Genomic DNA, 24531 nt, shown 5'->3' with positions numbered 1-24531 from the left:
CGTCAGACCGAGTTGCCGTCGGCGGCCAGTTCGCCCTGCGGCTCGTCGGACTCGGCCGCCTCCTCCCCGTCGTCGAGCTCCGGCTGTTCGTCCACGTCCGGAGTCGGCGAGTGCGCCTCCCCACCGAGCGCGCCCCAGACGAGGTACAGCATCGCGACGACCATCAGGACGGTCACCACGATCGCCGCGATCCCTGCCGCCGACACGTACTGGAACATGGTCGCCGGTGCGGGGGCGCGACGTATCAACGTATCGGCTTCCGACGAACGAAGGGGAGAGACGGGCCCCGACCCCGGCGAGCGCGACCGTTCTGGCATCCAGCGATCGCGACCGCTTCCGCCGCCGGCGAGCGCGATCGCTTCCGCCGCCGCGACGTTGAAGGGCCCCGCACACCGACCGCCTCGCATGGACGACGACCGGATCCCGGTGACCGTGCTCTCGGGGAGCCTCGGGGCGGGGAAGACGACGCTGTTGAACCACCTCCTGCGGAACGCCGGCGATCGCGACATCGCGGTGCTGGTCAACGACATGGGCGACGTCAACGTCGACGCCGAGCTGATCGCCGAGGAGTCCGAGGTCGACGTCGAGGGCGTCACGGAGCTGTCGAACGGCTGTATCTGCTGCGAGCTCCAGGACGACTTGGAGACCGCCGTGGTGCGGCTCGCGAACGAGCGCTCCTTCGACAACCTGGTCGTCGAGTCGTCGGGCATCTCCGAGCCCGCGCCCGTCGCGCGGCTGTTCACGACCGAGTCGCGCGCGGCGGCCCGCTACCGGGTCGACGCGCTGGTGACCGTGATCGACACGCGCCGGTTCCTCGACGCCTTCGCCGGCGACGACGTCCCCGAGCGCCGCGTCGCCGCGGACGACGAGGAGGCGGACCGGCCGCTCTCGGACCTCCTCGTCGAGCAGGTCGAGGTGTCGAATCTGGTGGTCTGTAACAAGGCCGACCTCTGTACCGACGCGGAGATGGACGAGGCGATCGGGCTCGTGGGCGCGCTGCAGCCGGGCGCGGAGACGGTCGTCGCGGAGTTCTCCGCGGTCGACCCCGACCGGGTCCTCGACGTCGGGCTGTTCGACGCCGGCGAGCTCGGCGAGCTCCCGGGGTGGAAGCGGGCGCTGGCGGAGGACCACGGAGACCACGCCGATCACGACGGTGAGGGCCACGCACACCGCCACCCGGACGAGGTGTACGGCGTCGGCTCCTTCACCTACCGCCGCCGGCGACCGTTCCACCCGGCCCGGATCGCCGGCGTCCTCCGCGATCTCCCTCCCGAGGTCGTCCGCTCGAAGGGGACGCTGTGGGTCGCGGGCACGGACCAGCGCCAGCAGGTCGGGCAGGCCGGCGCGTCGGTGCGCGTCAAAGCGCTCGGTCCCTGGATCGCGAGCCTCCCCGAGGTCGAGCGCGACATGCTGCGCTCGAACCGACCGACCCTCGACTGGAACGACGAGCACGGCGACCGCCTGACGGAGTACGTCGTCATCGGCACGGGCATCGACGAGGCGGCGATCCGGGAGCGGTTCGACGACGCGCTCGTCACCGACGAGGAGTGGGCGGCCGTCGAGGAGGGCGAGGGCGAAATCGCCGATGACGACCCGTTCCCGACGGAACAGGGCGCTGAGGTGGCGCTCCGCGAGCCGTGAGAAGGGGGTCGAGACGCCGGATCTGAGTCGGCGAACTCAGCAGGCGCAGCCGCTTCCGCTCGCGCGCTCGAACCGCATCGAGTCGCCGCAGTCGGGACAGACGGGCGTGCCGTCGCCCTCGCGGTCGAGCCCCTCCGCGTCGACCTCGACGTCCCGGACTCGCACGCCGCAGTCGTCGCACCAGTACGACCCCTCGGAGCCGTCGTCGCCGGCGGTCTCGGCCGCGCGCTGGGTCGATCCCTTCAGCGTGTCCGCCACCGTGCTAAAGATCCCCATAACCGTTTGTACGAGTTCCGCCATCTTACTCTCCCGGTGCTGTGTGAACTGTGCGCACAGCCGCGCTCCCGGCGAGCGCGGGGGCCGGAACCAGCGGTTCACAGCAGCGGAACGGTGAGCGCGACGAGCAGGACGCCGAACGCGGCCCCGCCGTACAGGAGCCGTTCGACCCGCGGGCCGGGCGGGAGCGGGCCGGCGTCGAGCGGCGGGGCGCGGCGGACGAGCCGGTGATAGGCGGCCGCGGCGGCGACCGCGAAGGCGAGCGTCGAGGTCGCCAGCGACGTCGCCAGCGTGAGGCCGTACGAGAGGCCGTATATCGGACCGAACGAGAGCGAGAACGCGAACGCGAGCCCGACGGTGACGAGGAACGGGACGGGGTCCACCCGGTCACCGTGTCGGTTGCGCACGTGCACCTCGAGATCCATGTGGCGAGTACGGGTCGCACGGACAAAGAGCTAAGTGCCGGTCTCCCGGGATGTCTGCCATGAGCGAGGAGCAGAAGGGGATCCGCGAGGGGATAGAGGAGTCGGAGGGCGACCCGCGGCTGATCCTCCTGTTGAACGCGGTCCTGTCCGGTGGGTTCGCGTGGACCGTCCTCTGGGGACTCGACAGGGCCGGGATGGCCGCGCTCACCGCGGCGAACGTCGGGACGCTCGCGCTGATCATCTTCGCCGCGACGTACCTCGTGGTGTTGCGGTGAGTCAGAGCCGACGGCGGCGGACGGCGCGCTCGCGGCGGTTCGCCACGTTTTAAGCCGAACGCGGCCCCTCTCCCGACAATGACGATCGAAGACCGCGACGACGCGTACCTCATCACGCACGCGCTGGCGAAGGACACCCTCTCGCGGCTCCGGGACGTCGAGACCGAGCAGGTCGCCTTCCGGAAGGGGCTCGTGAAGCTCGGCCGCATCTGCGGGTACGAGATCATCGACGGCGCGATGGAGACGGAGTACGTCCCGGTGACGACGCCGCTGCAGGAGACGACCGGCGAGCGCGTGAAGGGGCTCGACGACGTGGTCATCATCAACGTCCTCCGGGCCGCGACCCCGTTCGTCGAGGGACTCCTGAAGGCGTTCCCCCGTGCGAAGCAGGGGGTCATCTCCGCCGGCCGCGACGAGGAGGCCGGGATGACCGACGGGGAGTTCCCGATCACCATCGACTACGTGAAGCTGCCCGAGATCGGCCCCGACGACACCGTCATCGTCGCCGACCCGATGCTCGCGACCGGCTCGACGATGTGCGCGGTCCTCGATCACGTCCTCGGGGACGCCGACGAGTTCGAGGACCTGTTCGTGCTCTCGGCGGTCTCGGCGCCCGACGGGCTCGTCCGCGTGAGCGAGCAGGTGCCCGAGGCGAAGCTGCTGACCGTCGCCATCGACGACTACCTCGACGACGACGGGTTCATCGTCCCCGGGCTCGGCGACGCGGGCGACCGCGCGTTCCGGACGGTCTGAGCCGGGCGCCGGCGACCTCGACGCTCGCACTCGATCTCCGCGGGCCGACGTACTTTTAAGAGCCGTCCCCGCGACCGATCGGTATGAGCAACGCGCCGACGACCGAGCCATGCGACGACTGCGGCGAGCCGACGACGGACGCGCTCTCGCGGACCGTCCGGCTGAGTGTCGACCGGGCGAACATCGACACCCAGCGGCTCTGCCCCGACTGCTTCGCCGACTGGATCCAGCGCTATCAGGACCGACTCGGCTCCGGTCCGGACGAGTCCGACGACACCTCCGAGATCATCGTCGACTGAGCGGGACGACCGTCGTCAACCGAGCCGCGCCGCGGCGGTCGCGCGGCGGGGATGGGCCGCCGCCGAACCGGTTCGCCTCGGTGCGCGCGGACGGCAACGTCCGTCTAGACCGCCCGTCTTAAGCCGCGGCGGCACGGACGGCGACGTAATGGACCTCGCCATCGACGCCCCGGCCCCGGCGGCGCCCGACTGCGCCGCCGACGGGACGTGGCTCGCCTGCATCGAGTGCGACGAGACGTTCGGCCCCTTCGAGGACGTCCGGTACACCTGCGACGCGTGCGACGGGCTCCTGGAGGTGCGCTACGCCGATCCGCCGACGTTCGACGAGTTCGGGTCTGGCGCCTCCTCCGACGGCCCCGAGCGCGGCGTCTGGCGCTACCGCGAGGCGCTCCCGTTCGACATCGGCGTCACGCTCCCCGAGGGCGACACCCCGCTCCACCGCGTCCCGCGGATCGAGGAGTCGGTCGGCGTCGACGCGCTCAGGATCAAACACGAGGGGATGAACCCGACCGGCTCGTTCAAGGACCGCGGGATGACCGTCGGCGTCCGGGTCGCGAAGGAGCTCGGCGTCGGCGCGCTCGCCTGCGCCTCCACCGGGAACACCTCGGCCGCGCTCGCCGCCTACGGCGGGCGCGGCGACATGCAGACGCTCGTGCTCCTCCCGGAGGGGAAGGTCGCCGCGGGGAAGGTCGCGCAGGCGAGCCTCCACGGCGCCCGCATCCTGGAGGTCGACGGCAACTTCGACTCCTGCCTCGACATCGTCCAGGAGCTGGCCGCCCGCGGCGAGGCGTACCTGCTCAACTCCCTGAACCCGTTCCGCCTGGAGGGCCAGAAGACGATCGGCTTCGAGATCTTAGAGGAGTTCTACGCCGACTACGGGGCGTTCCCGGACCGGATCGTCCTCCCCGTCGGCAACGCGGGCAACACCTCGGCCCTCTACAAGGGCTTCCGCGAGCTCGTCCAGGCGGGCGCGCTCGACGTCGACGAGGTGCCCAAGCTCACCGGCGTACAGGCCGAGGGCGCCGCGCCGATGGTGGAGGCGATCGAGGAGGGAAACGACGAGATCCGTCGGTGGGAGGAGGTCGAGACGCGCGCGACCGCCATCCGCATCGGCAACCCGGTCAACGCGCCGAAGGCGATCCCCGGCATCCGCAACACCGGCGGCACCGCCGTCGCCGTCAGCGACGCGGAGATCACCGCGGCGCAGCGCCACCTCGCCGCCGAGGGCGTCGGCGTCGAGCCCGCCTCCGCGGCGAGCCTCGCCGGCCTGAAGAAGCTCCGGCGCTCCGGCGTCGTCGACGACGACGAGCGCGTCGTCTGCCTGACGACGGGGCACCTCCTGAAGGACCCCGAGGCGGCCTACGAGGCCGGCGGCGACCCCGAACCCGTCCCGAACGACGTGGACGCGGTGCTCGATCACCTGCACGGCTGAAGCGCCGTTTTCCCGGCGGAAACGCCCGGTCGCCGAACGGCCGTTCGCAGGCCCCGATCAGCCTAACTCGACCGTCTCGATGTAGTTGAGATAGGATTCGAGCCCCTGATTCACGGTGTAATGAACCGTCTGGGAGTCGGCGTCGTACCGGACGATCCCCACCTCTTGGAGCTTCGGTAGGTGGGTGTGGAGGAGCTCGGTCCGAACCACCTCGCGCGGAGACGAATCGCGAACCGGCAGCGATCGCTCGATGTCGTGGACCTCCTCGACGAGCTCCTCGAGCGGGATCTCGTCCGCCGATTGGTTCTTCAGGTAGTACAGCAGCGTCCGCCGCCGCGGGAACGACAGCAGATCCAGGAGGGTGTCGAAGGAGTACCGCATCGGCACCGTCTCGGGGCGGTCGGGGTCCGTCTTCGCACGTCCGCCCGGTGCCGGCGTCGTCGAGCCGAACGACAGCGTCGATCCCCGTACCACGCTCTCCGTCGGTATCCAGCCGCCTTCCGGGGTGTACTCGAGCACCGCGTCGTACAGCGGGCGAAGCGTCGTCACCGTCTCGTCGTCGAGCCCCTCCGGGTCGACGTGGTGGTGAGCGATCACGTCGTGTTCGTCGCAGAGGTGATTGAGAGCGGTGATCAGACCGAGTACCTGATCGGCGTCGTACGCGGCGAACAGCGTCGTCAGCGAGTGGAGACACATGGCCGTCGTCTCGTCGGCGTTCCGCCAGGCGCCGAGCTGGTTGGCGATGGCGAGGCCGATGTCGTGTAGATCCGGGTTTTCAGGGAGTTCGCGTACGGAGATCGATCCCGCATCCGACGTCGAGAGCGGGCTGTCCGTCGTCTCACCGCTCCCGACGACGATCGCCGTCTGCGCCGGGAGCTCGCCGCCGGACTCGCGCCGCCAGATCGATAGCCGCTCGGCGGGAGACGCGGAGAGCGTAACGCTCAGCGCGTTGGTTTCGCCGGGCGGTTTCCGAGTCATCAGATCGATACAGGCGCGGTCGTCCGGAGAACCGTCTGACGGCGCGAGGAGGAGAATCGTCGACGACCTGGTGATGTGATCATTGAGCGATTGATACGACTCTGTCACTGCCCCCTAGTCGCCAACTGATTGAGATAAGTTTGTCGCTCATTCGGCGGATGTGGGATCGCAACGGACCCGTTCGAGGGCGTATCGGCCGCGATGAGTGCCCGATACGCCGCGTAAATGTCCGATTCGGAACTTCGGGCGTTCGCGGCGGAGGAGCCGCGGTACGGCCCGCGCGACTCTCCGCGGGTCGCGACGGCGTCGACGTTTAAAAGCGCTACCGAACCCTTACTCCGCCTGTCGCTCGTCGGCGTCGTCCAGCGTGATCTCGGTGACCTCGACGATCCGGTCGTCGCCGAGCAGCGTCTCGATCGCGGCGTCGGGGACGTCGTGGTCGAGGTTGTAGACGGTGAGCGCCTCCCCGCCCTGCGTCTCGCGGGCGTTGTACATCCCGGCGATGTTGACGTCGTAGTCGCCGAGGACCGTGCCGATGAGCCCGATGACGCCCGGCTCGTCGGTGTTGCGCGCGACAAGCATGTGACCGTACGGGACCGCGTCGACGCGGAATCCGTCGATCCGGACGATCCGCGGGTCCTCGCCCGCGAACAGGGTGCCCTCGACCGCGATGGAGTCGTCGCCGTTGCGGACGGTGACGCGCACCAGGCTCTGGAAGTCCTCCGTCTGGCGCGTCTTCGACTCGGTGACGTCGATGCCGCGCTCCTCGGCGAGGCGCGGCGCGTTCACCGCGTTCACCTGCCACTCCAGCGGCTCGAAGACGCCCTTCAGCGCGCTCGCGGTGACGAGCTCGACGTCCTCCGCGGCGATGTCGCCCTCGTAGGTCGCCTCCACGCTGGTGATCCGGCCGTCGAGCAGCTGCGCGGCGACCTTCCCGGCGGTCTCCGCCACGGCGATGTACGGCTTGATCCGCGGGAAGGCGGTCTCGTCGACGGAGGGCGCGTTGAGCGCGGTGAGCACCGGCTCGTCCTCGAACGCGGCGAGCACGGCCTCCGCGGTGTCGACCGCGACGTTCTCTTGGGCCGCCTCGGTCGAGGCGCCGAGGTGCGGCGTCAAGACGATCTCCTCGACGTCGAGCAGCGGCGAGTCCTTCGGGAGCGGCTCCTCGGCGAAGGAGTCGAGCGCGGCGCCGGCGAGGACGCCGTCCTCGACCGCCTCGGCGAGCGCGGCCTCGTCGACGATGCCGCCGCGGGCGCAGTTGATGAGGTAGCCGCCCTCCAGCTGGGCCAGCTCGTCCTCGCCGATCATCCCCTCGGTCTCGGGGAGGAGCGGGGTGTGGACCGTCGCGAAGTCGCCGCGCGCGAGCGCCTCGTGGAGGTCCTCGACGAGCTCGGCGCCGAGCCGGTCGGCGCGCTCCTCGGAGATGTACGGATCGTAGACGACGAGGTCCATCCCGAGCGAGTCGAGCCGCTTGGCGACCTCCTGGCCGACGCGGCCGAGCCCGACGATGGTGAGCGTCTTGTTGTTCACCTCGGTGCCGAGGAACTCGCCTTTCGCCCACTCGCCGCCGAGGAGGCGGCCGTGCGCCTGCGGGATCGAGCGCGCGACGGCGAACGTCATCGCGACCGTGTGCTCGGCGGCGGCGCGGACGTTGCCCTCGGGCGCGTTGGCGACGATGACCCCGTGGTCGGTGGCGGCCTCGATGTCGATGTTGTCGACGCCGATGCCGGCGCGGCCGACGATGACGAGATCGGAGGCGGCCTCGAACACCGCTTCGTTCACGTCGGTCCCGGAGCGGACGATGAGCGCGTTGGCGTCGCTCACGGCGTCGAGGAGGGCGTCGCCCTCGACCTCGTAGTCCGTTTCGACCTTGTGGCCGGCGTCTCGGAGTCGGTCCAACCCCGCGTCCGCGATGGGGTCGGTCACGAGTACCTTCATACCCGTATCCTCCGGCGGGGCGAGGTTAACGCTTTCCTCATCGCGCCGTTTTGCCGTCCGATATGATCCGTAATCGTGCGTATCCAACCCCTCTGTTTCCGGTGGAACCTCCTCGTTCGTGCTTACCCGATCGCGGTCGAGGGCACCCGTCCGATCCGGGACCGGGGCGAGACCGCGGCGGTACTGCCTTTTATATCCGGCCGCACGGGCACACATGGACATCACGATCGCGTTCGTCGGCGTCGCCGCCATCCTCGTGTTGACGGGGATCAGCGCCTTCTTCTCCAGCTCGGAGCTGGCCGTCTTCTCGGTGCCGACCCACCGGATCGACTCGCTGCTCGCCGCGGACGTGCCCGGCGCGCGGGCGCTCTCGGCGCTCCGGGAGGACTCGCACCGGTTCCTCGTCACGGCCCTCGTGAGCAACAACGTCGCCAACATCGCGGCCGCCTCGGTCGCGACCGCCGTCTTCGTCCGGTTCGGCTTCTCCGGGGGGCAGGCCGCGACCGGTTCGACGCTGGTCACCTCCGTCTTCGTCATCGTCTTCGGCGAGATCGCGCCGAAGTCGTACGCGGTCGCGAACGCGGAGAAACACGCCCTCCGGGTCTCCCGCCCCGTCGTCGCGATCCAACGAGTCATCCGGCCCGTGCTCTACGTCTTCGAGGCGCTCTCCGGCGTCGTCAACCGGTTCACCGGCGGCGAGTCCGACATCGAGTCGTACCTCACCCGCGAGGAGATCGAGACGCTCGTGCTCTCGGGGCAGGCGGCGGGCGCGATCGACCCGGAGGAGGGCGCGATGATACGCGGCGTCCTCGACCTGGAGTCGACGCGCGTCTCCGCGGTGATGGTCCCGCGCACCGACATGGTGGCGGTCCCGGACACCGCGACCCCGGCCGACGCGCTCTCGACCGCCGGGCGCGAGGGGGTCACACGGATGCCCGTCTACGGCGAGAACCGCGACGACGTGGTCGGGACCGTCGACGTGCGCGACGCCATCGGCGCCCATGAGCGGGGCGAGCCCCTCGCGAGCGCGCTCCGCGAGCCGACGTTCGTCCCGGAGACGCTGCCCGTCGACGAGCTGTTCGACGAGCTGCGGTCGACCGGCCGGCGGATGGCGATCGTCGTCGACGAGTTCGGCGCGGTCGTCGGGATCGTCACGCTGGCGGACGTCGTCGAAGAGATCGTTGGCGAGCTGGTCGGTCGATGGGAGACCGACCACGTCGACGTGGTGGCGCCCAACGCCGCGGTCGTCCGCGGGTGGACCACCGTCGCGCACCTCAACGAGACCCTCGGGTTGGACCTCCCGGTCGACGGAAGCGTGGAGACGGTCGCGGGGCTGATCACCCAGCGGATGGGCCGCGTCGCGGCCGAGGGCGACCGCGTCGCCGTCGGCGACGTGACGCTCACCGTCACCGGCGCGACCCCGACGCGAGTGACGCGGGTCCGGGTCGAGCACCCGGGAGGCGAGGCGGGAGACCGCGCGGGCGACGCGGGCGGCGCCGGCGGGGAGCGAGAGGGCGCGGAGTGACGGAGGCGTCGGGAGGCCCTCGTCAGAGTTCGAACGACGCGACGGTCTCGTACACCGGCCCGTCGCTCGTCAGCGTCGACTTCACGAGCCGGACGTCGTCGACCTCGAACCGGCCGACCTCGGGATCGCGCTCGCGGACGACCTCCCGCACCAGTTCCTTCCCGCGGGCGTCGTTCATCCGGGAGAGCGTGACGTGCGGGGTGAACGCGTGCGCTTCGGGATCGACGCCGAGCGCGGTCGTCTCGGCCTCCAGCGACTCGTGGAGCGCGGTCAGTTCAGCGCTCCCCGCGCCGACTCCCGCCCAGACGACCGAGATGTAATCGAGGCTCGGGAAGACGCCGAACCCCTCGATCGCGCACTCGAAGGGGTCGACGCCGGCGTCCGCGACCGCGCGCTCCCCGGCCGCGATCACGTCGTCGAGGGCGGGGGCGTCGGTCTCGTCGTCGCTCTCGGCGGCGTCTCCCTCGCCGATCTCGCCGAGGAACTTCAGCGTCACGTGGGCCCGCTCGGGGTCGGCGAACCGCAGGCCCTCGGCGCCCTCGAACGCGGCCTGCGCCTCCGCGACGGGCTCCGACAGCTCTTCGGGCAGGTCGACGGCGAAGAACGCTCGCATGGTCGGCCGGACGTCGGTCGCGTTCGGTTATAAGCGCTCGGCGAGGTCCTCGGCGAAGTACGTGAGTATCAGGTCCGCGCCCGCGCGTTTGAGCGACAGCAGCGACTCGCCGGCGGTCGCCTCCAGGTCGAGCCACCCCTTCTCGGCGGCCGCGTGCAGCATCGCGTACTCGCCGGAGACGTTGTACGCGGCGATCGGCCGATCGAACTCCCGCCGGAGGTCGGCGACGACGTCGAGGTAGGGAAGCCCGGGCTTCACCATCAGCACGTCGGCGCCCTCCTCGGCGTCGATCCGGGCCTCGCGAAGCGCCTCGCGGCGGTTCGCGGGGTCCATCTGGTAATGGCGGCGGTCGCCGAAGGCGGGCGCGCCGTCGGCCGCGTCGCGGAACGGACCGTAGAACGACGACTCGTACTTGACGGCGTAGCTCATGAGCGCCACCTCCTCGTGGCCCGCCTCGTCGAGCGCCTCGCGGATCGCCCGCACCTGCCCGTCCGTCATCGCGGAGGGCGCGACCATGTCCGCGCCGGCGTCGGCCTGCGAGACGGCGGTCTCCGCGAGCAGATCGAGGGTCTCGTCGTTCTTCACCGTCAGCGTCGGATCCGTCTCCGCCGACTCCTCGATCACGCCGCAGTGACCGTGATCGGTGTACTCGCAGAGGCAGACGTCGCCGATCACGTAGGCGTCGGTCTCGGCGTCGACGCGGCGGATCGCGCGCTGGACGACGCCGTCCTCGGCGTACGCGCGAGTGCCCTCCGGGTCCTTCGACTCGGGGATACCGAAGAGGATCACGGCCTCGACGCCGGTGTCTCGAACCTCCTCGACGCGGGCGACGGCCTCGCTCACCGGGACGCGCTCGTGACCCGGCATCGTCTCGATCGGGACGCGCTCGTCGGTCGTCGCGTCGACGAAGACGGGCGCGACGAGGTCCGACGCCGACAGCGAGTGCTCGCTGACGAGGGGGCGGACGCCGTCGGTCCGGAGCCGCCGCGGACGGTCGGTGGGGTGCATACCGGAGCGTTGGCTCCGGGCGGTCTTTTATGATCCGTCCGCGGCGAGCCGGCGCGGGAGGAACGGGAGAGCCGGCCGAGGTCGACGAAAAGCGACGGGTCGGAGGGTGCGAGGGGCGCTACTCCGACGACTCGACGTCGATCCGGTCGCGGAGCGACGCGAGCTCGTCCGACTCCGCGAGCTCCTCGACGCGCCGCTTGAAGTGCTCCTCGCAGAGGCCGACGACCACGCCGCTCTGCTCGGCCTCGTACGTGGCCTCCCGCTCGCAGTAGTGACACCGCATGGTCGCTACTCTATCGGCGTCGGGCTTAATCCTGTTCGTCGATCGGGGAGGATCCGGAGCTCCTCACGACTGGGTCGCCGTCGGCTCCGGCAGCCGGTCGCGGACGGGCTCGAACGCCTCGGCGGTGAGCCCCGCCTCGGCGAGGGTCCGCTCGTGTGCGTCGCTCCCGCCCGTCAGGAGGAGGTCGCTCTCGGCGGCGACCCGCTCGACGCGGGCGTCGTCGACCGGGCGACCGTACGGGTAGAACCGCTCCACCGCGTCCAGCTCGCGGGCGACGTCGAGCGCGGCGTCGGCGTCGTCGTACCGGAACGGGTGCGCGAGCCCGACGAACGCGCACGCGTCTCGGAGGAGCTCGATCCCTCGGTCCAGCTCGGTCACGTCGCGGGGGACGTAGCAGGGGCCGTCGTTCCCGATCAGCTCGTCGAAGGCGCCCGCGTAGTCGTACGGCGCCGCCGACTCCTCGATCGCGCGGGCGATGTGGGGTCGCCCGAGACCGGGGCGGGGCTCGACGCCGAGGTCGACGCCGAGTCGCTCCTCCACGGCCTCGAGGATCGCGGCGCCCCGCCGCTGGCGATCCGCCTGGAGGCGCTCGGTCTCGTCGTCCAGCGCCGCGGTGCGTTCGACCGCGTACCCGAGCAGGTCGAGCCGCTCGAAGCCGGCGTCGACGCGCAGTTCGATCCCCCGGACGACCCGGACTCCCTCGCGCTCGACGACGGGGGCGTCGAGGTCGGGGTGGACCCGGTCGTGGTCGGTGACGGCGACCCAGTCGAGCCCCGCGTCGACGGCGGTCGCCGCGAGCTCCGCGACCGTCATAGTGCCGTCCGAAGCGGTGGTGTGCGCGTGGAGGTCGGCGACGATCCGGTCCGTGTCCATGGGTTCCGTTCGGCGACCCCGTACTAAGCGCCGACGATAGTTGCACGTGAACGCACACCAATATAAGGAAATATAATTAGGTATCCCCCGACTAAGGTTGTACATGGACAATCATTAAGAACCGTCGGCGATTCCCGTCTGTTGATGCGCTTGAACGGCGTCGACGACCGACTCGAACGGCACCAATATCCGACGACCTCGGAGGAACTGATCGCGGCCCACGGGAACGCGACCGTAGAGCTCGCGGAGGGCTCCGAGCGTCTCGGCGACGTGCTGGAGCGGTTCGGGGACCAGACGTTCGACGACGCGGAGGACGTGTTCACCACCCTCCGCGCCGGCGTCTGCCACCGCGGAGTCGGTCGGCGGTTCTACTCGGACCGCGACCCGACGACCGACGCCGAGGACGGGCCCTCGCCGGTCTCGTTCTGAACGGAACCGGGGTTCGACCGCTCTTTTCGACTTTTTCGACCGTCGCTCACGTGACGATCCGACTCAGATCCAGTCGATAGCCGGCGACAGGTCGACCGGCACCGATCCCTTTCGGTATCCCTCCACGTGCCCGTTCGGGCGCGCGCGGAGGACGACCGCCGGGCGGTGTCGGACGTCCGGTTCGGCGTCCCGGACCGCGGCCCAATCGTCCGCGGGGAACGAGGTGCAGTCGACGAGCAGGGTGACGCCGCCGCCGTGCGCCTCCAGCTGGCCGCTCGTCTTCGTCTCCGCGGTGTCGCGGACCGCCGCGACGGGACCGCTCGCGGACCGGTTCGAGGCGGGTTGCGGGCGCGTCACCTCGACGAGAAACGCCCGCCCGGTGTCCGGGTCGGTCGCACGGAAGTCGAGCGAGTGCCCGGTCGTCACCTCGATCTCCGGGGTCACGTCGTAGCCGGAGTCGGTGAGGATCCGCGCCGCGGTGAACTCCGCCATCGTCGCGCTCATCCGCACGAGATCGAGCGACGCCGACGTGCCGAGCTTGCCCGCCATCGTCTCGCGGTAGCCGTCGAGGATCCCCGGCCGGAGCGTCTCCTCGACGAACCCGGTCCCCTCCTCGCGCGTCGCGTCCGGGAATCCCGCCGCGTGGTCGCGGAAGAACGCCCGCGTCGTCTCCGCGCCGTCCTTCGAGGAGAAAACGGGGAGGAAGTACCACGAGACGTGCGGGTACGCCGCGAGCCACGGCTCGTCGTCGTGCAGCGCCGCGAGCAGCTCCCGCTGGACCCACCGCGAGACCGGGTACGGGGCCTCGTCGAAGCCGTACTTGTCCGTGCGCCACAGCTCGCTCGGCGTCTCGGTGTTTCCGATCCAGTATCCGACCGGCCCGCCGCTCGCCCCCGCGGGCGGATCGGCGTCGTTCTCGGTCCAGCAGAACAGGGCGAAGGAGCCGTCGTCCATGTCGAACCGCCGCGCGTCGTACCCCGGCGGGGGGCTGAACCACGGGTCGCTCGCCGCGGCCCCGAGGTTGTCGTCGAGCGGCCGTTCGAGCTGCGAGCGGACGCGGTCGGCGCTCCACCGGCCGGGAGCGCGCCTGAATCGGAGCGGTTGTGCCACGGCGGTGCTACCGGACGCCGGGTCTAATCGGTTCCGGTGGCCCGGAGGCGACGCATCGCGGCCGCGACGACAGGGTCGTTTCGGAGAGGAGACAATTCACCGACACATATATGAAGGATTATTTCTAAGGTATGGTGTACCATGTCAATGGGTGCCTATGACGAGGCCGAACACGAGCGTCGCGAAAAGAAGACCAGCGAAGTCGACGCCGACTTCGACGCCGAGCGGCCGGAGTACTCCGGATCGCTCACCTACGACTCCGGCGACTCCGCGGAGGCACTCCTCGACAAGTTCCAGGAGCTGCAGGGCGAGTGAGACGGCGACTCGGACCGCGTTTCTGCGGATCCGTCGGCTTCCTTCCGAACCGCTGATCGGCGAGCGGCGGGACCAGCGAGCCGTGAGAGCGGCGGCTCCGGAGACGGGAGAACAGGCGACCGCGGCGCGAGCGCGCCCGGTCAGGTCAACGCGATCGCGGCCGAGCAGACGATCGCGACCGCGAGGACGTGGCCGACGACGGCCCCGAGCAGGATCGGCTCCTCGAGCAGGAACGGGACGAGCGCCAGTTGAAGCGCCGAGAAGCCGACGTTCTCCGCGTCGAGGCGCCTGACCCGGGACGCCTCGCTCGGGGCGAGGTCGACGTTCACCGCCCGCCAGAGCGCGACGACCGCGCTCCACCACGACGTGCCGATCCGGTAGGTGAGGTCCCAGAGGATCAGCAGGGTGAGGTACACCACCGGGACCGGAGGGTCGAGACCGAACAGGCGCTCGATCAGCGTCCCGTCCCACGCGATCACGTACGTGAGCAGCGCGATGAACGCGAGCACGCCGAGGACGATCTCGATGCTCGACCCGAACAGCAGCCGCTTGTGCTCTGGCGGGGTCGACAGCCGACGGTTGGCGGCGCCGAGCCGGTGCATCTCGACGCTGCCGATCGCCGCGACGAGGACGGCGACCGTCCCCGCGAGGACGGCGTCCCACAGCCCGTAGTACCAACCGAGCGCGAGGACGCCGACCTGGAACAGCAGGAACTGGATCGCGACCGCGAGCGTGCGGGAGATCCCCAATCCGGGGATCCCGCCGACGAGGCTCTCGTACACCCACGTCTCGCCGTAGTTCCGGCTCACAGTTCGACCTCTACGTCGGTCGCCGGAACCTCGTCGGGCGGGTCGCCGCGGCGAGGCCGGTCGATCGCCCTCGCGACGGCGACCTCGAAGGGCGTCTGTTCGATCGGAACGATGTCGCGGATCCGGTCGTCCTCGACGATCACGGTGTTGCGGAGCCCCTCGACGAGCGAGCGGGCGAGGTAGGGGTTCACGTCGGTCACCAGTCGGAGCCACTTCGCCGACAGCTCCGGGCTCAACACCGGCACCCGGACGATCCACAGCTTGTGCCCGAGCTGTCGGCGCGTCCGGCGGAGGATCTCGGCGTAGGTCAAGACGTCGGGCCCGCCGATCTCGAAGGTGTCGTCGCGCGTCTCCGGGGCCTCGAGGACGCCGGTGAGGTACCCGACGACGTCGTCGATCGCGATCGGCTGACAGAGCGTGTCGACCCACTTCGGCGTCGTCATCACCGGGAGCCGGCTCGCGAGCCCGTGGATGACGTCGAAGCTCGCGCTCCCGGCGCCGATGATGATCGCCGCGCGCAGCGTGGTCAGGTCCGGGTCGCCGGACGCGAGGATCCGCTCGACCTCGCGGCGGGAGCGGAGGTGTTCGGAGAGCTCCTCGCGGTCCTCCCCGAGGCCGCCGAGGTAGATCACGCGGTCGACGCCGGCGGCCGAGGCGGCCTCGACGAAGTTGGTCGCGCAGTCGCGGTCCCGCTCCTCGTAGCCGGGACCGCCGTCCATGGAGTGAACGAGGTAGTAGGCGGCGTCGACCGGATCGCCGTCGACCTCGAACGCCGGCGGGAGGGTGTCGGGCGCCAGGAGGTCCCCCTCGACGACGCGGACCCCCTCGGGCGGGGCGTAGCCGTCGGCGTCGCGGACCAAGGAGACGACCTCGTGGCCGCGGTCGAGGAGCGTCGGAACGAGTCGGGTCCCGACGAATCCGGTGGCGCCGGTGACGAGCACGCGCATACCGATCGCTCGGGTGGAACGACCATAAGCACCCGCCACGGCGACCCCGTCGGGACCGGAACATCGAGGCAGCGCCGCCCGGAGGCGCGCGTCGCCGAGACCGATCCCTAAAAGAGGGCGCGCGCCGCTCGTTCGGCCATGCACGCAGGCGAGTACGAGCCGGTTCGCGGAGTGTCTGACCTGTACGTCCACGACACCGGGATGTTCGACACCGACGAGTACGGGGCCGTGTACGTGTACGACGCCGAGCGCCCGGTCGTGATCGACACCGGCACCGGCGCGAACCGCGAGGCGCTGTACGAGACGATAGCCGAGGTCGGGATCGACCGCGAGGAACTCGCGTGGATCCTGCCGACCCACGCTCACCTCGACCACGCGGGCGGGGCGGGTCACCTCGCTCAGCGCTACCCGAACGCGGAGGTCGTCGTGCCGGAGAAGGGCGTTCGACACCTCGTCGACCCGGGGGCGCTCGTCGCCGGGACGAAGTCCGCGGTGGAAGAGCAGTGGGAGTACTACGACGAGCCCGAGCCGGTCCCCGAGGATCGGATCTCGGGGCTCGCGGAGGGGGACCGGATCGATCTCGGTGACCGAGAGCTGGTCGTCCACGAGGCGCCGGGACACGCCCCGCACCACGCGATCTACCACGACCCCGACGCCGGCGTTGTCTTCGCGGCCGACGCAGCCGGGATCTACGTCCCCGCGGTCGACGGGATCGAGCCGACGACGCCGCCGCCGCAGTTCGACCTCGACCAGTGCCTCGCCGACGTCCGGACGATCGAGGATCTCGACCCCGACTACCTCTGTTTCGGACACTTCGGCCCCCGCGAGTACGAGCCGGAGCTGGCCGGCGAGATAAAACGGGCGTACGTCGAGTGGGTGGAGGCGATCCGGGAGAAGCGCGAGGAGCTCGGGGACGACGACGCGGTCGTCGAGCACTTCGAGGCGGCGAGCCGAGACCGCGAGTTCTGGAACCCCGAGCGCGCCCGCGCCAACGCGAGCCTGAACGTCCGGGGGGTCCTCGCGTACCTCGACTACGTCGCGGAGAACGAGGAATGACACCGGAGGCGCGTCGCCGCCACCGACGGAAACCTCCTAAACCCCGCGTCGCCTAGGATCCACTCATAGATGGGCATCTTCGACACGATCCGCGCCGTGCTCGGGACGAGCGCCGAGACGGACGCGACCCGGGAGGCCGACCCCGAGGACCTCTTCGGGATGTCGACCGCGTACATGACGATGGAGGCCGACCTCGGCTACGACCACTGCGGGGAGGCCGCGCTCTGCTTCTCCGGGGTGGACAGCACCCGCTTCGACGACGCCGTCGAGACCGTCGAGGCAATCCTCGAGGCCGGCGAGATCGAGACCGGCACGGGGTTCCACCGCCACGAGGACGACCACGGCTACCAGTGGTTCGTCCTCGAGGACGACGATCCGGAGGACCTCGTGACGAGCGTCCACTTCGCGGCCGACCAGTTCATCGAGGAGGGGTTCGGCTCCCGGCTGCTCGCGGCCGTCTTCGGCTTCGAGCGCGGAGACACCGACGCCTACTGGATCTACTCGTTCCGGCGCGGCGCGTACTACCCCTTCTCGCCGAAGGGGACGAGCGACCGGAACCAGCAGGTCGAGTTCAAGCTCCAGTCCGTCCTCGACGGGGAGCTCGGCTTAGAGGACGACGAGTCGTACTGGTACCCGCTGTGGCCGGACGAGCCCGGGAACCGCCCGTGGGAGTGACCCGATGAGCGCGTCGACGGCACCGGAGGCGAACGACGGCGCCGACGTCGACTCGTCGAGCGGCGAGTTCCGCGGTCGCGACGCCCCGAGGAAACGGGCCGTTCGAGCGGTCGCGGTACAGGCCGCTGTGCTGAGCGCCGCGGTCCACCTGCTGTGGGCGTGGCCGCGGCTGGGCGCGCCGAGCGATCCGCGCCCCTACGTGTTCCTCCTCGGGGGGACGTTCACGGTCGCCGTCGCCGTCGCGACGCTGCGCGCGCCCGAGTACCGGCGGCTGTACGCGCTCGGCGCCGGCGTTCTCGCGGCGTTCCTCCTCGGCTACGTCGGCTGGCACGGCGCCGCGGCCGCGTCGGCGCTCGCGGGCGACCCGCTGGCGATCGTCGCGAAGGGGGCGGAGCTCGTCGGCGTCGCCGCCTTCCTCGCGCTGTATCGGCTCGCGCCGCCGACGAGCGCGGTGCTCGAACGACGAGGCGGATCGACCGCCGAAGGCGACGGCCCCGGTGATCGCGACGACCGCGGCGAGCGCGACAGCCCCGCTGAGGAGGACGTCGACCCGTGACGGACACCACGTACCTGACGGTCGCCGAGCCCGCGACGGCGACGTTCGAGGTCCGCGGATCGGAGTTCCTCGGCCACGTCGCCCCGGTCGACACGGTCGCGGAGGCCGAGGAGTTCATCGAGCGGGTCGAAGAGGAGTACGACGACGCGAGCCACAACGTGCCGGCGTACCGGGTGCCGGCCGGAACGGCGTCCGAGCGGACGCCCGGAGGCGATCCCATGCTCCGAGAGTACTCCTCCGACGACGGGGAGCCCTCGGGGTCGGCCGGGAAGCCGGCGCTCAACGTCCTCCAGCAGCGCGAAATCCGCAACGTCGTCGCGGTGGTGACGCGCTACTACGGCGGGACGAACCTCGGCGTCGGGGGGCTCGCGCGCGCCTACTCGCGGGCGGTGAAGGACGGGGTCGACGAGGCCGGCGTCGTCGAGGAGCGGCCGCACCGGCGGCTGGTCGTGGAGACGGAGTACGACGACTCCGGCACGGTTCGAAGCGTGATCGAGTCCTCCGACGTCGCGTTCGACGCCGACTACGACGAGCGCGTGCGGTTCGAACTCCGCGTTCCGGTGGCCGAGGTCGACGAGCTGGTCGAGCGGCTCAACAGCGCGACGAGCGGTCGGGTCAAGATCGATCGGTAGCCGCGGAAGCGCCAGATGGCGAACAGGCGACGGAGTCGAAACGGAGGGGTTCCGCGGCGGTGCGTCGCGCTCCGGCCCAGTGCGCCGCGGGCGACGGTCACGTCACGGGCGGGATTGGTGGCGGTATCCGACTTCAACTGTCGGCCGAGTGGGCGGGGGTGAAACGGGCGGGAGACCGTCGGGGACTACGCGAACTTCCGCACCGTCATCTCCAGCGTGTCGAGGTCGAGGATGGGGGCGTAGCCCGCGTCGGGGTCGATGTTGACGGACTTCTGGAAGTCGGTCTGCGCCTGCCAGCAGCCGGAGTTGACCGCGAGGACGTTGTGGTACTTCCCCCAGCCGAGCTTGTGGACGTGGCCGGTGTGGAACACGTCCGGGACGTCCTCGATGACGAGGTAGTCGCGCTCCTCCGGCGCGACGCGGGTGTGGCCGCCGAACTGCGGGGCGACGTGACGCTTCTTGAGGAGCTGGTACATCGCCTTGTGGGGCTCGTCGTAGCTCGCCTTCTCCTCGGGGAGCTCCGCGATCACCTCGTCGAGCGAGACGCCGTGGTACATCAGCACCTCGACGCCCTCGACGCTGACGGTGGCGGGGTTCGAGACGACTTGCGCGTCGTGGACGTCCAGGATGTCGCGGATCTCGTCGTTGAATCCGGGCTGCGGCTCGGCGAGCCGGACCGCGTCGTGGTTGCCGGGGATCATCACGACCTCGGTGTCCGCCGGCACCTCCTTGAGGTGCTCCGAGAACGCCTCGTACTGGTCGTAGATGTCGACGATCTCCAGCTCCTCGTCCTGATCGGGGTAGACGCCGACCCCCTCGACCATGTCGCCGGCGAGGAGGATGTACTCGACCGGCTCCGCCTCGGGCGTGTGGAGCCAGTCGGTGAAGCGGCTCCACGCGTCGGCCATGAACTCGTCGCTGCCGACGTGGACGTCGGAGATCAGCGCGGCCTGGACGTGGCGGTCGGCCGCGCCGGTTTGGTGGGTTCGGGGGACGTCCGGGAAGTGCAGCGAGTCGGCGAACAGGATACCGGAGTCGTCGGCGAGCGTCCCCTCGACGGCGACGCACTCGTCCATCAGGATCTCGTCGACGACGTCGGCGAGCCCCTTGTCTTTCATCACCAGCGCGGGGAACGTGCCGGTGGTGTCCTCCAGTTCGACGAGCCAGTGGCCCGACTTCGTCGAGCGCACGTCGTTGACGAGCCCGATCATCGCGGCGTCGCTGCCGCCGGGCATGTCCGCGATCGCCTCCGCGGGACGGTGGTTGACGCGGCCTCGGAGCACCTTCGAGAGGCGCTCGTAGCGGTCGCGGAACGTCCGGACGAAGTCGGCGTACTCGCCGGTTCCGGTGCTCCGTCCGGTCATGTCGTTTCCGACCTCCAGCTCCCGGCGGCCCGGGTCGCGGTCGCGTCGTCCGGCGGTCGAATCGGCTCGGACGTCACGCTCTGACCCCTCCGTTTCGACTGGAGATCGACCCGCATCAAGGGCTGAGTCGGGATTTGAGCCCGTCGGAGTCCCGGAGTCGGCGTCGGGGTCGGCGTCGGAGCCGGACGGGATCTCGGAATCCGCGACGTCGTCGGAACCGACCGCCGCGCGGACGTGGTCGGCGGTGATTCGGAGGGCGTCGTCGGGCGCGCGGTCGACGGCCGATTCGAGGGCTGTTGCGGAGTCGGGCGCGCTCGCCAGCAGGGTCACCGCCTCTCGCTCCGCGTTGTAACCCCGCCTGGCGAGCTCCTTGACGATCCGGGCGTTCGACTCCAGCGGCACGACAGTCGAGAGGGGGGTGCGACTCAAAACGGTTCCGGAGATCCGGTCGGTCGTCCCGTAGACCGCCGAAAGCGCCGACCCGGAAGCTTATCACCGAAACCCGACAACCCGCAGGTAATGGACGAAGGGGATCGGCCGGGATCCAACGGCGATCCGGCCGAGCGAAGGGACGCGTCGGACGACGACGGAGACCGAGACGAACGCGACGAGGCGGAATCGACCGGTCCGACCGACGCACGCGATTCCGACCGCGCCGTCGGTTCGAGCACTCCGCCCGAAGCGTCCGATCCGGGTGAGTCGACCGTTCCGGCCGAGAGACCCGATCGGGTCGATTCGACCGCGCCGACCGAGCCCGCCGATAGCACAGGGTCGGTCGAGCGATCCGAGGGATCCGGGTTCCCGGTGGGCGCCGACGACGAGGGAGCGCCGGCGGGGACGGGTGGTGACGAGTCGCCTCCGGAGGAGGCGGAGAGTCTCGCCTATCGGTTCCGTCACGACAGGGAGGGCGCGCTGATGTGGGTGCGAGAGCTGCTCTCCAGCGTGGCTATCGTGCTGGTGATCGGGCTGATCCTGTTCGGAGTCAGCGGCGTGTGGCCGCCGATGGTCGCCGTCGAGTCCGGAAGCATGGAGCCCAACATGGAGGTCGGCGACCTCGTCTTCGTCACGGAGCCCGGGCGGCTCGCGCCCGACGCGGCGGACAACGACGTCGGCGTGGTGACGTACGAAGACGGACGGACCGCCGACTACCGGACGTTCGGGTCGTACGGGTCGGTGGTGATATACCGGCCGCCGGGACGGACGGCCTCACCGATCATCCACCGGGCGATGTTTCACGTCGAGGAGGGGGAAAACTGGTACGACCGCGCCGACGACGAGTACCACAGCGCGGCCGGATGCGCCGAGCTCAGACACTGTCCGGCCCCCCACGACGGGTTCATCACGCTCGGCGACAACAACGGCGCGTACGACCAGGCGAACGGACTCGCGGCGCCGGTGAGAGCCGAGTGGCTGACCGGTGTCGCGCGGGTCCGCGTCCCGTATCTCGGATACGTGCGGCTGATCGCGAGCGGTCAGGCCGAGCTGAGCGACGTGGTCGCGACGACCGCAGCGGCGGAGTCGGTGGATCGGCGGCAGACGACGAGCGGATCCGGATCGGTCGATGAGCCCATCGTTTCGGGTGGAGGTTCGATCGCGAGCGCGGCGGCGTGATCGCGGTGGCGTGAGAGCGGCGGCGTGATCGCGGTGGCGTGAGAGCGGCGGCGTGATCGCGGTGGCGTGAGAGCGGCGGCGTGAGCGTGGCGGCCTGAGCGCGCCCGAACGGGAGCGGGACGAACTCGACCGGAGCGGGGGCGACGAGGGGAGTCGAGTGTCAGTCGCAGAAGGGCGCGGCCCGAGTCAGTTGTCGAACCGCGCCTGAACGAACGGCTGGGCGTTCTCGATGTCGCCGAGGCGGGAGTCGGACAGCAGCACCGCCTCCGTCTCCTCGACGGGGACCGAGAGGCCCATCTCCTTCGTGCGGCCGTAGCGGCCCTTGGAGACGACGACCGCGTTGACGATCCCGAGCATGTCGAGCTCGCTGATGAGGTCGGTGACGCGGCGCTGCGTGAGCACGTCCGCGTCGATCTCCTCGCACAGGCGCTTGTAGATGTTGAACACCTCGCCGGTGTTGATGTTGTGAACGCCGTTCTTCTCAAGGAGGATCACGGCGAAGAGGACGATCTTGCTCTGGGTCGGGAGCGTCCGGACGACCTCGACGACGCGGTCGAGTTCGATCTTGTCCTGCGCCTGCCGCACGTGTTTCTCGGCGACGATCTCGGCCTGCGAGCGCTCCGCGAGCTCTCCGGCGGTCCGGAGGAGGTCGAGGGCGCGGCGGGCGTCGCCGTGCTCCTGGGCGGCGAACGCCGCGCAGAGGGGGATCACGTCGTCGGTGAGCGCCTCCTCTTTGAACGCGATGTCCGCGCGGTGCTGGAGGATGTCCCGGAGCTGGTTCGCGTCGTACGGCGGGAACACGATCTCCTCCTCGCCGAGGCTGGACTTGACGCGGGGGTCGAGGAAGTCGGTGAACTTCAGGTCGTTGGAGATCCCCATGATGGAGATCCGCGACCGGTCGAGCTCCGAGTTCATCCGGGAGAGGTTATACAGGGTGTCGTCGCCGCTCTTCTCGACGAGCTTGTCGATCTCGTCGAGCATGATCACGACCACGCGCTCGTGGTAGTCGACCGCCTCGAAGAACGTCGAGTACACTCGGTCGGTCGGCCACCCGGTCATCGGGACCTCCTCCATTTCATCTGCGTCGGTTTCGAGCTCGTCGATCCGCGCGTCGAGGTCGTCGAGCGTCGCGAACTCGGTTCCGGTGAGGGCCCCGGGGTCGTCGTCCGCCTCGGATCTGAGCTCTCTGTAGCGGTCGAGGCGGTCGGCGATGACCCGCTGGTTCTTCTCGATGAAGGTGTTCGCGAGCTGGGCGAGGACGCGGTACTGCGTGTCGGTCACCTCGCAGTTGATGTACTCGACCTCGCAGGGGACGTCGTACTTCTGCGAAGTCGACTCGAGCTCCTGCGAGACGAACTTCGCCGACGCCGTCTTCCCGGTGCCCGTCTTCCCGTAGATGAGAATATTTGAGGGTGTCTCGCCGCGGAGCGCCGAGACGAGGATCGTCGCCATCCGGTTGATCTGGTCGTTCCGGTGCGGGAGCTCGTGCGGGGTGTAGGACGGACGGAGCACCTCCTTGTTCTCGAATATCGGTTCCCCGGAGAGGAGGTCGTCGAACAGCCCCTGATTGTCGTCGTCGTCGTCGAGGACGACCCCGTCGAAGTCGACGTCGGTAGAGGAACGGTCGCGGCCGCCGCTTCCGACGTCGACATCCGTGTCGATGGAGACCTCGGTGTCGGCGGGAACGTCGGTGTCGGCGGGAACATCGGTGTCGGCGGAAACGTCGGTATCAGCGTCCGTGTCGGTATCAGCGTCCGTGTCGGAGCGGGACCGTCGGGAGTCGGCGGAGTCCTCGGTACGGCCGTCGGTCTCCTCGATCGAGTCGTCGGATTCCAGCGAGTCATCGGATTCCTCGGCGGAGGAGTCAGGTTCGCGGTCCGTCAGGCTCGAAGGTGGTTCGTCGATATCTCCGTCTGTCGGGGACGAGTCACCGATTTCCCCGCCGCTGTTCTCCGATTCGCCCGCCTGTGGTGTGTTCTCTCCTTCGTCCATGTGAACCCCTCTGTTTCAGGTGGAAATTCGCCATGAGAGGGCAAGGTGCGTCGCGTTCCGACCTGAAACGTTGACATCCGGCACAGTTCGTATTCAGCGATGTCCAGTTGATGCAGTCGAACCAGATGAAGAGGCGGTACAAAAGTGTTGCTCTCCGGACTCGAAACGCACCGCTGGGGGACGGGATCGGCGGACGTGTTTCGGACGGGTCGGACCGGTCGAATCGGACAGTTGACAGACGCATCCGCCGATAGACGGAATCGACGGCGGCCGGAAACGGTGCTACGTAGCGATCCGTCGAAATAGGGCGATCCGTCGAAACGGAAGCTCCCGCGGCAGATCGAACGCGGGACGGGTCGTTAGACAGAACGTATCGGGAGATGGCGCGTCCACTCGGTCCGTCGCGTCGTTCGATGCACCGGAACCGATGGTGGCGAACGAAACTATCGGACCGAGACGGGGAGGACGGCCCCGATCGTCTAGTCGTCGGTTAGGCGTCGACTTGTCGACGGCTCGCCGGCATCTCAAGCGGAGACGGTTCGGCGTTCGCCCGGTTGTACGGTAGTCGATTCTCCGGACCCCCCCACCCCTTTGTTTCGTGTGGAACCCGATTGGGGTGGGTGGGGGTGTTCGGGAGACCGTATATTATATAGATGGTTTTATATGTGAAGTCGTACAACAGTACCCTCGGCAAACCCCTCGATATTTTTGTTGTT

At 69.7% G+C, this 24531-nt stretch carries 27 protein-coding genes; 13 read left to right on the top strand and 14 right to left on the bottom strand.

Annotation, left to right across the window (positions count from 1 at the left end; genetic code table 11):
* Positions 1–2: 2 nt before the first annotated feature.
* Positions 3–218 carry a hypothetical protein gene (locus B4V04_RS08870; protein ID WP_498230935.1) on the bottom strand — a complete coding sequence of 72 codons (216 nt, stop codon included), beginning with the start codon at positions 216–218 and terminating at the stop codon, positions 3–5.
* A gap of 187 nt (positions 219–405) precedes the next feature.
* On the opposite strand from B4V04_RS08870, the gene B4V04_RS08865 reads away from it, so the two are divergent.
* Complete coding sequence (locus B4V04_RS08865; protein WP_498230933.1) at positions 406–1641, top strand: CobW family GTP-binding protein; 1236 nt, start codon at positions 406–408, stop codon at positions 1639–1641.
* A 36-nt stretch (positions 1642–1677) separates the two neighbouring features.
* On the opposite strand, the gene B4V04_RS08860 is transcribed toward B4V04_RS08865, so the two are convergent.
* Both B4V04_RS08860 and B4V04_RS08855 read right to left on the bottom strand, forming a co-directional pair.
* Complete coding sequence (locus tag B4V04_RS08860; RefSeq protein WP_498232446.1) at positions 1678–1917, bottom strand: hypothetical protein; 240 nt, start codon at positions 1915–1917, stop codon at positions 1678–1680.
* A gap of 98 nt (positions 1918–2015) precedes the next feature.
* Entirely contained in the window at positions 2016–2342 is a 327-nt protein-coding gene (locus B4V04_RS08855) for a hypothetical protein (RefSeq protein WP_498230931.1), read from the bottom strand.
* Between the two features lie 59 nt (positions 2343–2401).
* Between B4V04_RS08855 and B4V04_RS08850 the strand changes: the two genes are divergently transcribed.
* From B4V04_RS08850 to thrC, 4 genes are all read left to right on the top strand, one after another.
* Entirely contained in the window at positions 2402–2617 is a 216-nt protein-coding gene (locus B4V04_RS08850) for a DUF8107 family protein (protein ID WP_498230929.1), read from the top strand.
* Positions 2618–2695: 78 nt separating this feature from the next.
* Positions 2696–3370 carry a uracil phosphoribosyltransferase gene (upp, locus tag B4V04_RS08845; protein ID WP_498230928.1) on the top strand — a complete coding sequence of 225 codons (675 nt, stop codon included), beginning with the start codon at positions 2696–2698 and terminating at the stop codon, positions 3368–3370.
* A gap of 83 nt (positions 3371–3453) precedes the next feature.
* Positions 3454–3669 carry a DUF7569 family protein gene (locus B4V04_RS08840; protein WP_498230926.1) on the top strand — a complete coding sequence of 72 codons (216 nt, stop codon included), beginning with the start codon at positions 3454–3456 and terminating at the stop codon, positions 3667–3669.
* 148 nt (positions 3670–3817) lie between these two features.
* Positions 3818–5101, top strand: coding sequence for a threonine synthase (thrC, locus tag B4V04_RS08835; protein ID WP_498230925.1), 1284 nt, complete (start codon positions 3818–3820; stop codon positions 5099–5101).
* Between the two features lie 57 nt (positions 5102–5158).
* Here the strand turns inward: thrC and B4V04_RS08830 are convergent, their stop codons facing one another.
* A complete protein-coding gene (locus B4V04_RS08830; RefSeq protein ID WP_498230923.1) occupies positions 5159–6187 on the bottom strand; it encodes a DUF7504 family protein in 1029 nt (342 codons plus the stop codon).
* A 225-nt stretch (positions 6188–6412) separates the two neighbouring features.
* Entirely contained in the window at positions 6413–8017 is a 1605-nt protein-coding gene (gene serA, locus B4V04_RS08825) for a phosphoglycerate dehydrogenase (protein ID WP_498230921.1), read from the bottom strand.
* A gap of 214 nt (positions 8018–8231) precedes the next feature.
* Between serA and B4V04_RS08820 the strand changes: the two genes are divergently transcribed.
* Positions 8232–9542 carry a hemolysin family protein gene (locus B4V04_RS08820; protein WP_498230920.1) on the top strand — a complete coding sequence of 437 codons (1311 nt, stop codon included), beginning with the start codon at positions 8232–8234 and terminating at the stop codon, positions 9540–9542.
* A gap of 22 nt (positions 9543–9564) precedes the next feature.
* On the opposite strand, the gene thpR is transcribed toward B4V04_RS08820, so the two are convergent.
* From thpR to B4V04_RS08800, 4 genes are all read right to left on the bottom strand, one after another.
* Entirely contained in the window at positions 9565–10155 is a 591-nt protein-coding gene (gene thpR, locus B4V04_RS08815) for an RNA 2',3'-cyclic phosphodiesterase (protein WP_498230918.1), read from the bottom strand.
* A 27-nt stretch (positions 10156–10182) separates the two neighbouring features.
* Entirely contained in the window at positions 10183–11163 is a 981-nt protein-coding gene (gene hemB, locus B4V04_RS08810; RefSeq protein ID WP_498230916.1) for a porphobilinogen synthase, read from the bottom strand.
* Between the two features lie 118 nt (positions 11164–11281).
* Entirely contained in the window at positions 11282–11446 is a 165-nt protein-coding gene (locus B4V04_RS08805) for a DUF6757 family protein (RefSeq protein WP_498230914.1), read from the bottom strand.
* Between the two features lie 63 nt (positions 11447–11509).
* On the bottom strand, positions 11510–12319 hold the full coding sequence (locus B4V04_RS08800) for a PHP domain-containing protein (protein ID WP_498230912.1): 810 nt from the start codon (positions 12317–12319) through the stop codon (positions 11510–11512).
* Between the two features lie 144 nt (positions 12320–12463).
* Between B4V04_RS08800 and B4V04_RS08795 the strand changes: the two genes are divergently transcribed.
* Positions 12464–12748, top strand: a complete 285-nt coding sequence (locus tag B4V04_RS08795; RefSeq protein WP_144798449.1) for a DUF5789 family protein — start codon at positions 12464–12466, stop codon at positions 12746–12748.
* A gap of 63 nt (positions 12749–12811) precedes the next feature.
* Here B4V04_RS08795 and B4V04_RS08790 read toward each other — a convergent pair whose 3' ends face one another.
* Positions 12812–13858, bottom strand: a complete 1047-nt coding sequence (locus tag B4V04_RS08790) for a DUF5784 family protein (RefSeq protein WP_498230910.1) — start codon at positions 13856–13858, stop codon at positions 12812–12814.
* 147 nt (positions 13859–14005) lie between these two features.
* Here B4V04_RS08790 and B4V04_RS08785 point away from each other — a divergent pair, with 147 nt between their 5' ends.
* Positions 14006–14173 (top strand): DUF5786 family protein, encoded by a 168-nt coding sequence (locus B4V04_RS08785; RefSeq protein ID WP_170938337.1) that lies wholly within the window; start codon positions 14006–14008, stop codon positions 14171–14173.
* 140 nt (positions 14174–14313) lie between these two features.
* Here the strand turns inward: B4V04_RS08785 and B4V04_RS08780 are convergent, their stop codons facing one another.
* Both B4V04_RS08780 and B4V04_RS08775 read right to left on the bottom strand, forming a co-directional pair.
* Positions 14314–14982, bottom strand: a complete 669-nt coding sequence (locus tag B4V04_RS08780; protein ID WP_498230908.1) for a DUF7530 family protein — start codon at positions 14980–14982, stop codon at positions 14314–14316.
* Positions 14979–15929 carry an NAD(P)H-binding protein gene (locus B4V04_RS08775; RefSeq protein WP_498230906.1) on the bottom strand — a complete coding sequence of 317 codons (951 nt, stop codon included), beginning with the start codon at positions 15927–15929 and terminating at the stop codon, positions 14979–14981. Before B4V04_RS08775 ends, B4V04_RS08780 begins: the two co-directional genes overlap by 4 nt.
* A 138-nt stretch (positions 15930–16067) precedes the next feature.
* Between B4V04_RS08775 and B4V04_RS08770 the strand changes: the two genes are divergently transcribed.
* From B4V04_RS08770 to B4V04_RS08755, 4 genes are all read left to right on the top strand, one after another.
* Positions 16068–16985 (top strand): MBL fold metallo-hydrolase, encoded by a 918-nt coding sequence (locus B4V04_RS08770; RefSeq protein WP_498230904.1) that lies wholly within the window; start codon positions 16068–16070, stop codon positions 16983–16985.
* Positions 16986–17054: 69 nt separating this feature from the next.
* Positions 17055–17660 (top strand): PspA-associated protein PspAB, encoded by a 606-nt coding sequence (gene pspAB / locus B4V04_RS08765; RefSeq protein WP_498230903.1) that lies wholly within the window; start codon positions 17055–17057, stop codon positions 17658–17660.
* Between the two features lie 4 nt (positions 17661–17664).
* Positions 17665–18216 carry a hypothetical protein gene (locus B4V04_RS08760; protein ID WP_498230901.1) on the top strand — a complete coding sequence of 184 codons (552 nt, stop codon included), beginning with the start codon at positions 17665–17667 and terminating at the stop codon, positions 18214–18216.
* A complete protein-coding gene (locus B4V04_RS08755; protein WP_498230900.1) occupies positions 18213–18848 on the top strand; it encodes an IMPACT family protein in 636 nt (211 codons plus the stop codon). The genes B4V04_RS08760 and B4V04_RS08755 overlap by 4 nt, the downstream gene beginning before the upstream one ends.
* 185 nt (positions 18849–19033) lie before the next feature.
* Here B4V04_RS08755 and B4V04_RS08750 read toward each other — a convergent pair whose 3' ends face one another.
* The gene (locus B4V04_RS08750) at positions 19034–20614 is read right to left on the bottom strand and encodes a DNA-directed DNA polymerase II small subunit (protein WP_498230898.1); all 1581 of its coding nucleotides are present in this window, start codon (positions 20612–20614) and stop codon (positions 19034–19036) included.
* Between the two features lie 117 nt (positions 20615–20731).
* On the opposite strand from B4V04_RS08750, the gene B4V04_RS08745 reads away from it, so the two are divergent.
* Positions 20732–21823, top strand: coding sequence for a S24/S26 family peptidase (locus tag B4V04_RS08745; RefSeq protein WP_498230896.1), 1092 nt, complete (start codon positions 20732–20734; stop codon positions 21821–21823).
* A 186-nt stretch (positions 21824–22009) separates the two neighbouring features.
* Here B4V04_RS08745 and B4V04_RS08740 read toward each other — a convergent pair whose 3' ends face one another.
* Complete coding sequence (locus B4V04_RS08740; RefSeq protein WP_498230894.1) at positions 22010–23815, bottom strand: Cdc6/Cdc18 family protein; 1806 nt, start codon at positions 23813–23815, stop codon at positions 22010–22012.
* Positions 23816–24531 lie beyond the last annotated feature (716 nt).

Source organism: Halorubrum sp. B52 (assembly GCF_059752555.1).
The sequence above is the reverse complement of the archived record's forward strand: the minus strand, read 5'-3'. Positions and strand labels throughout refer to the sequence as shown.

What these genes read in the sequence shown, in the direction of transcription:
- B4V04_RS08870 (WP_498230935.1), bottom strand. Translation starts at nt 218, where the DNA reads ATGTTCCAGTACGTGTCGGCGGCAGGGATCGCGGCGATCGTGGTGACC.
- B4V04_RS08865 (WP_498230933.1), top strand. Translation starts at nt 406, where the DNA reads ATGGACGACGACCGGATCCCGGTGACCGTGCTCTCGGGGAGCCTCGGG.
- B4V04_RS08860 (WP_498232446.1), bottom strand. Translation starts at nt 1,917, where the DNA reads ATGGGGATCTTTAGCACGGTGGCGGACACGCTGAAGGGATCGACCCAG.
- B4V04_RS08855 (WP_498230931.1), bottom strand. Translation starts at nt 2,342, where the DNA reads ATGGATCTCGAGGTGCACGTGCGCAACCGACACGGTGACCGGGTGGAC.
- B4V04_RS08850 (WP_498230929.1), top strand. Translation starts at nt 2,402, where the DNA reads ATGAGCGAGGAGCAGAAGGGGATCCGCGAGGGGATAGAGGAGTCGGAG.
- upp (WP_498230928.1), top strand. Translation starts at nt 2,696, where the DNA reads ATGACGATCGAAGACCGCGACGACGCGTACCTCATCACGCACGCGCTG.
- B4V04_RS08840 (WP_498230926.1), top strand. Translation starts at nt 3,454, where the DNA reads ATGAGCAACGCGCCGACGACCGAGCCATGCGACGACTGCGGCGAGCCG.
- thrC (WP_498230925.1), top strand. Translation starts at nt 3,818, where the DNA reads ATGGACCTCGCCATCGACGCCCCGGCCCCGGCGGCGCCCGACTGCGCC.
- serA (WP_498230921.1), bottom strand. Translation starts at nt 8,017, where the DNA reads ATGAAGGTACTCGTGACCGACCCCATCGCGGACGCGGGGTTGGACCGA.
- B4V04_RS08820 (WP_498230920.1), top strand. Translation starts at nt 8,232, where the DNA reads ATGGACATCACGATCGCGTTCGTCGGCGTCGCCGCCATCCTCGTGTTG.
- thpR (WP_498230918.1), bottom strand. Translation starts at nt 10,155, where the DNA reads ATGCGAGCGTTCTTCGCCGTCGACCTGCCCGAAGAGCTGTCGGAGCCC.
- hemB (WP_498230916.1), bottom strand. Translation starts at nt 11,163, where the DNA reads ATGCACCCCACCGACCGTCCGCGGCGGCTCCGGACCGACGGCGTCCGC.
- B4V04_RS08805 (WP_498230914.1), bottom strand. Translation starts at nt 11,446, where the DNA reads ATGCGGTGTCACTACTGCGAGCGGGAGGCCACGTACGAGGCCGAGCAG.
- B4V04_RS08800 (WP_498230912.1), bottom strand. Translation starts at nt 12,319, where the DNA reads ATGGACACGGACCGGATCGTCGCCGACCTCCACGCGCACACCACCGCT.
- B4V04_RS08795 (WP_144798449.1), top strand. Translation starts at nt 12,464, where the DNA reads ATGCGCTTGAACGGCGTCGACGACCGACTCGAACGGCACCAATATCCG.
- B4V04_RS08785 (WP_170938337.1), top strand. Translation starts at nt 14,006, where the DNA reads ATGGGTGCCTATGACGAGGCCGAACACGAGCGTCGCGAAAAGAAGACC.
- B4V04_RS08775 (WP_498230906.1), bottom strand. Translation starts at nt 15,929, where the DNA reads ATGCGCGTGCTCGTCACCGGCGCCACCGGATTCGTCGGGACCCGACTC.
- B4V04_RS08770 (WP_498230904.1), top strand. Translation starts at nt 16,068, where the DNA reads ATGCACGCAGGCGAGTACGAGCCGGTTCGCGGAGTGTCTGACCTGTAC.
- pspAB (WP_498230903.1), top strand. Translation starts at nt 17,055, where the DNA reads ATGGGCATCTTCGACACGATCCGCGCCGTGCTCGGGACGAGCGCCGAG.
- B4V04_RS08760 (WP_498230901.1), top strand. Translation starts at nt 17,665, where the DNA reads ATGAGCGCGTCGACGGCACCGGAGGCGAACGACGGCGCCGACGTCGAC.
- B4V04_RS08745 (WP_498230896.1), top strand. Translation starts at nt 20,732, where the DNA reads ATGGACGAAGGGGATCGGCCGGGATCCAACGGCGATCCGGCCGAGCGA.
- B4V04_RS08740 (WP_498230894.1), bottom strand. Translation starts at nt 23,815, where the DNA reads ATGGACGAAGGAGAGAACACACCACAGGCGGGCGAATCGGAGAACAGC.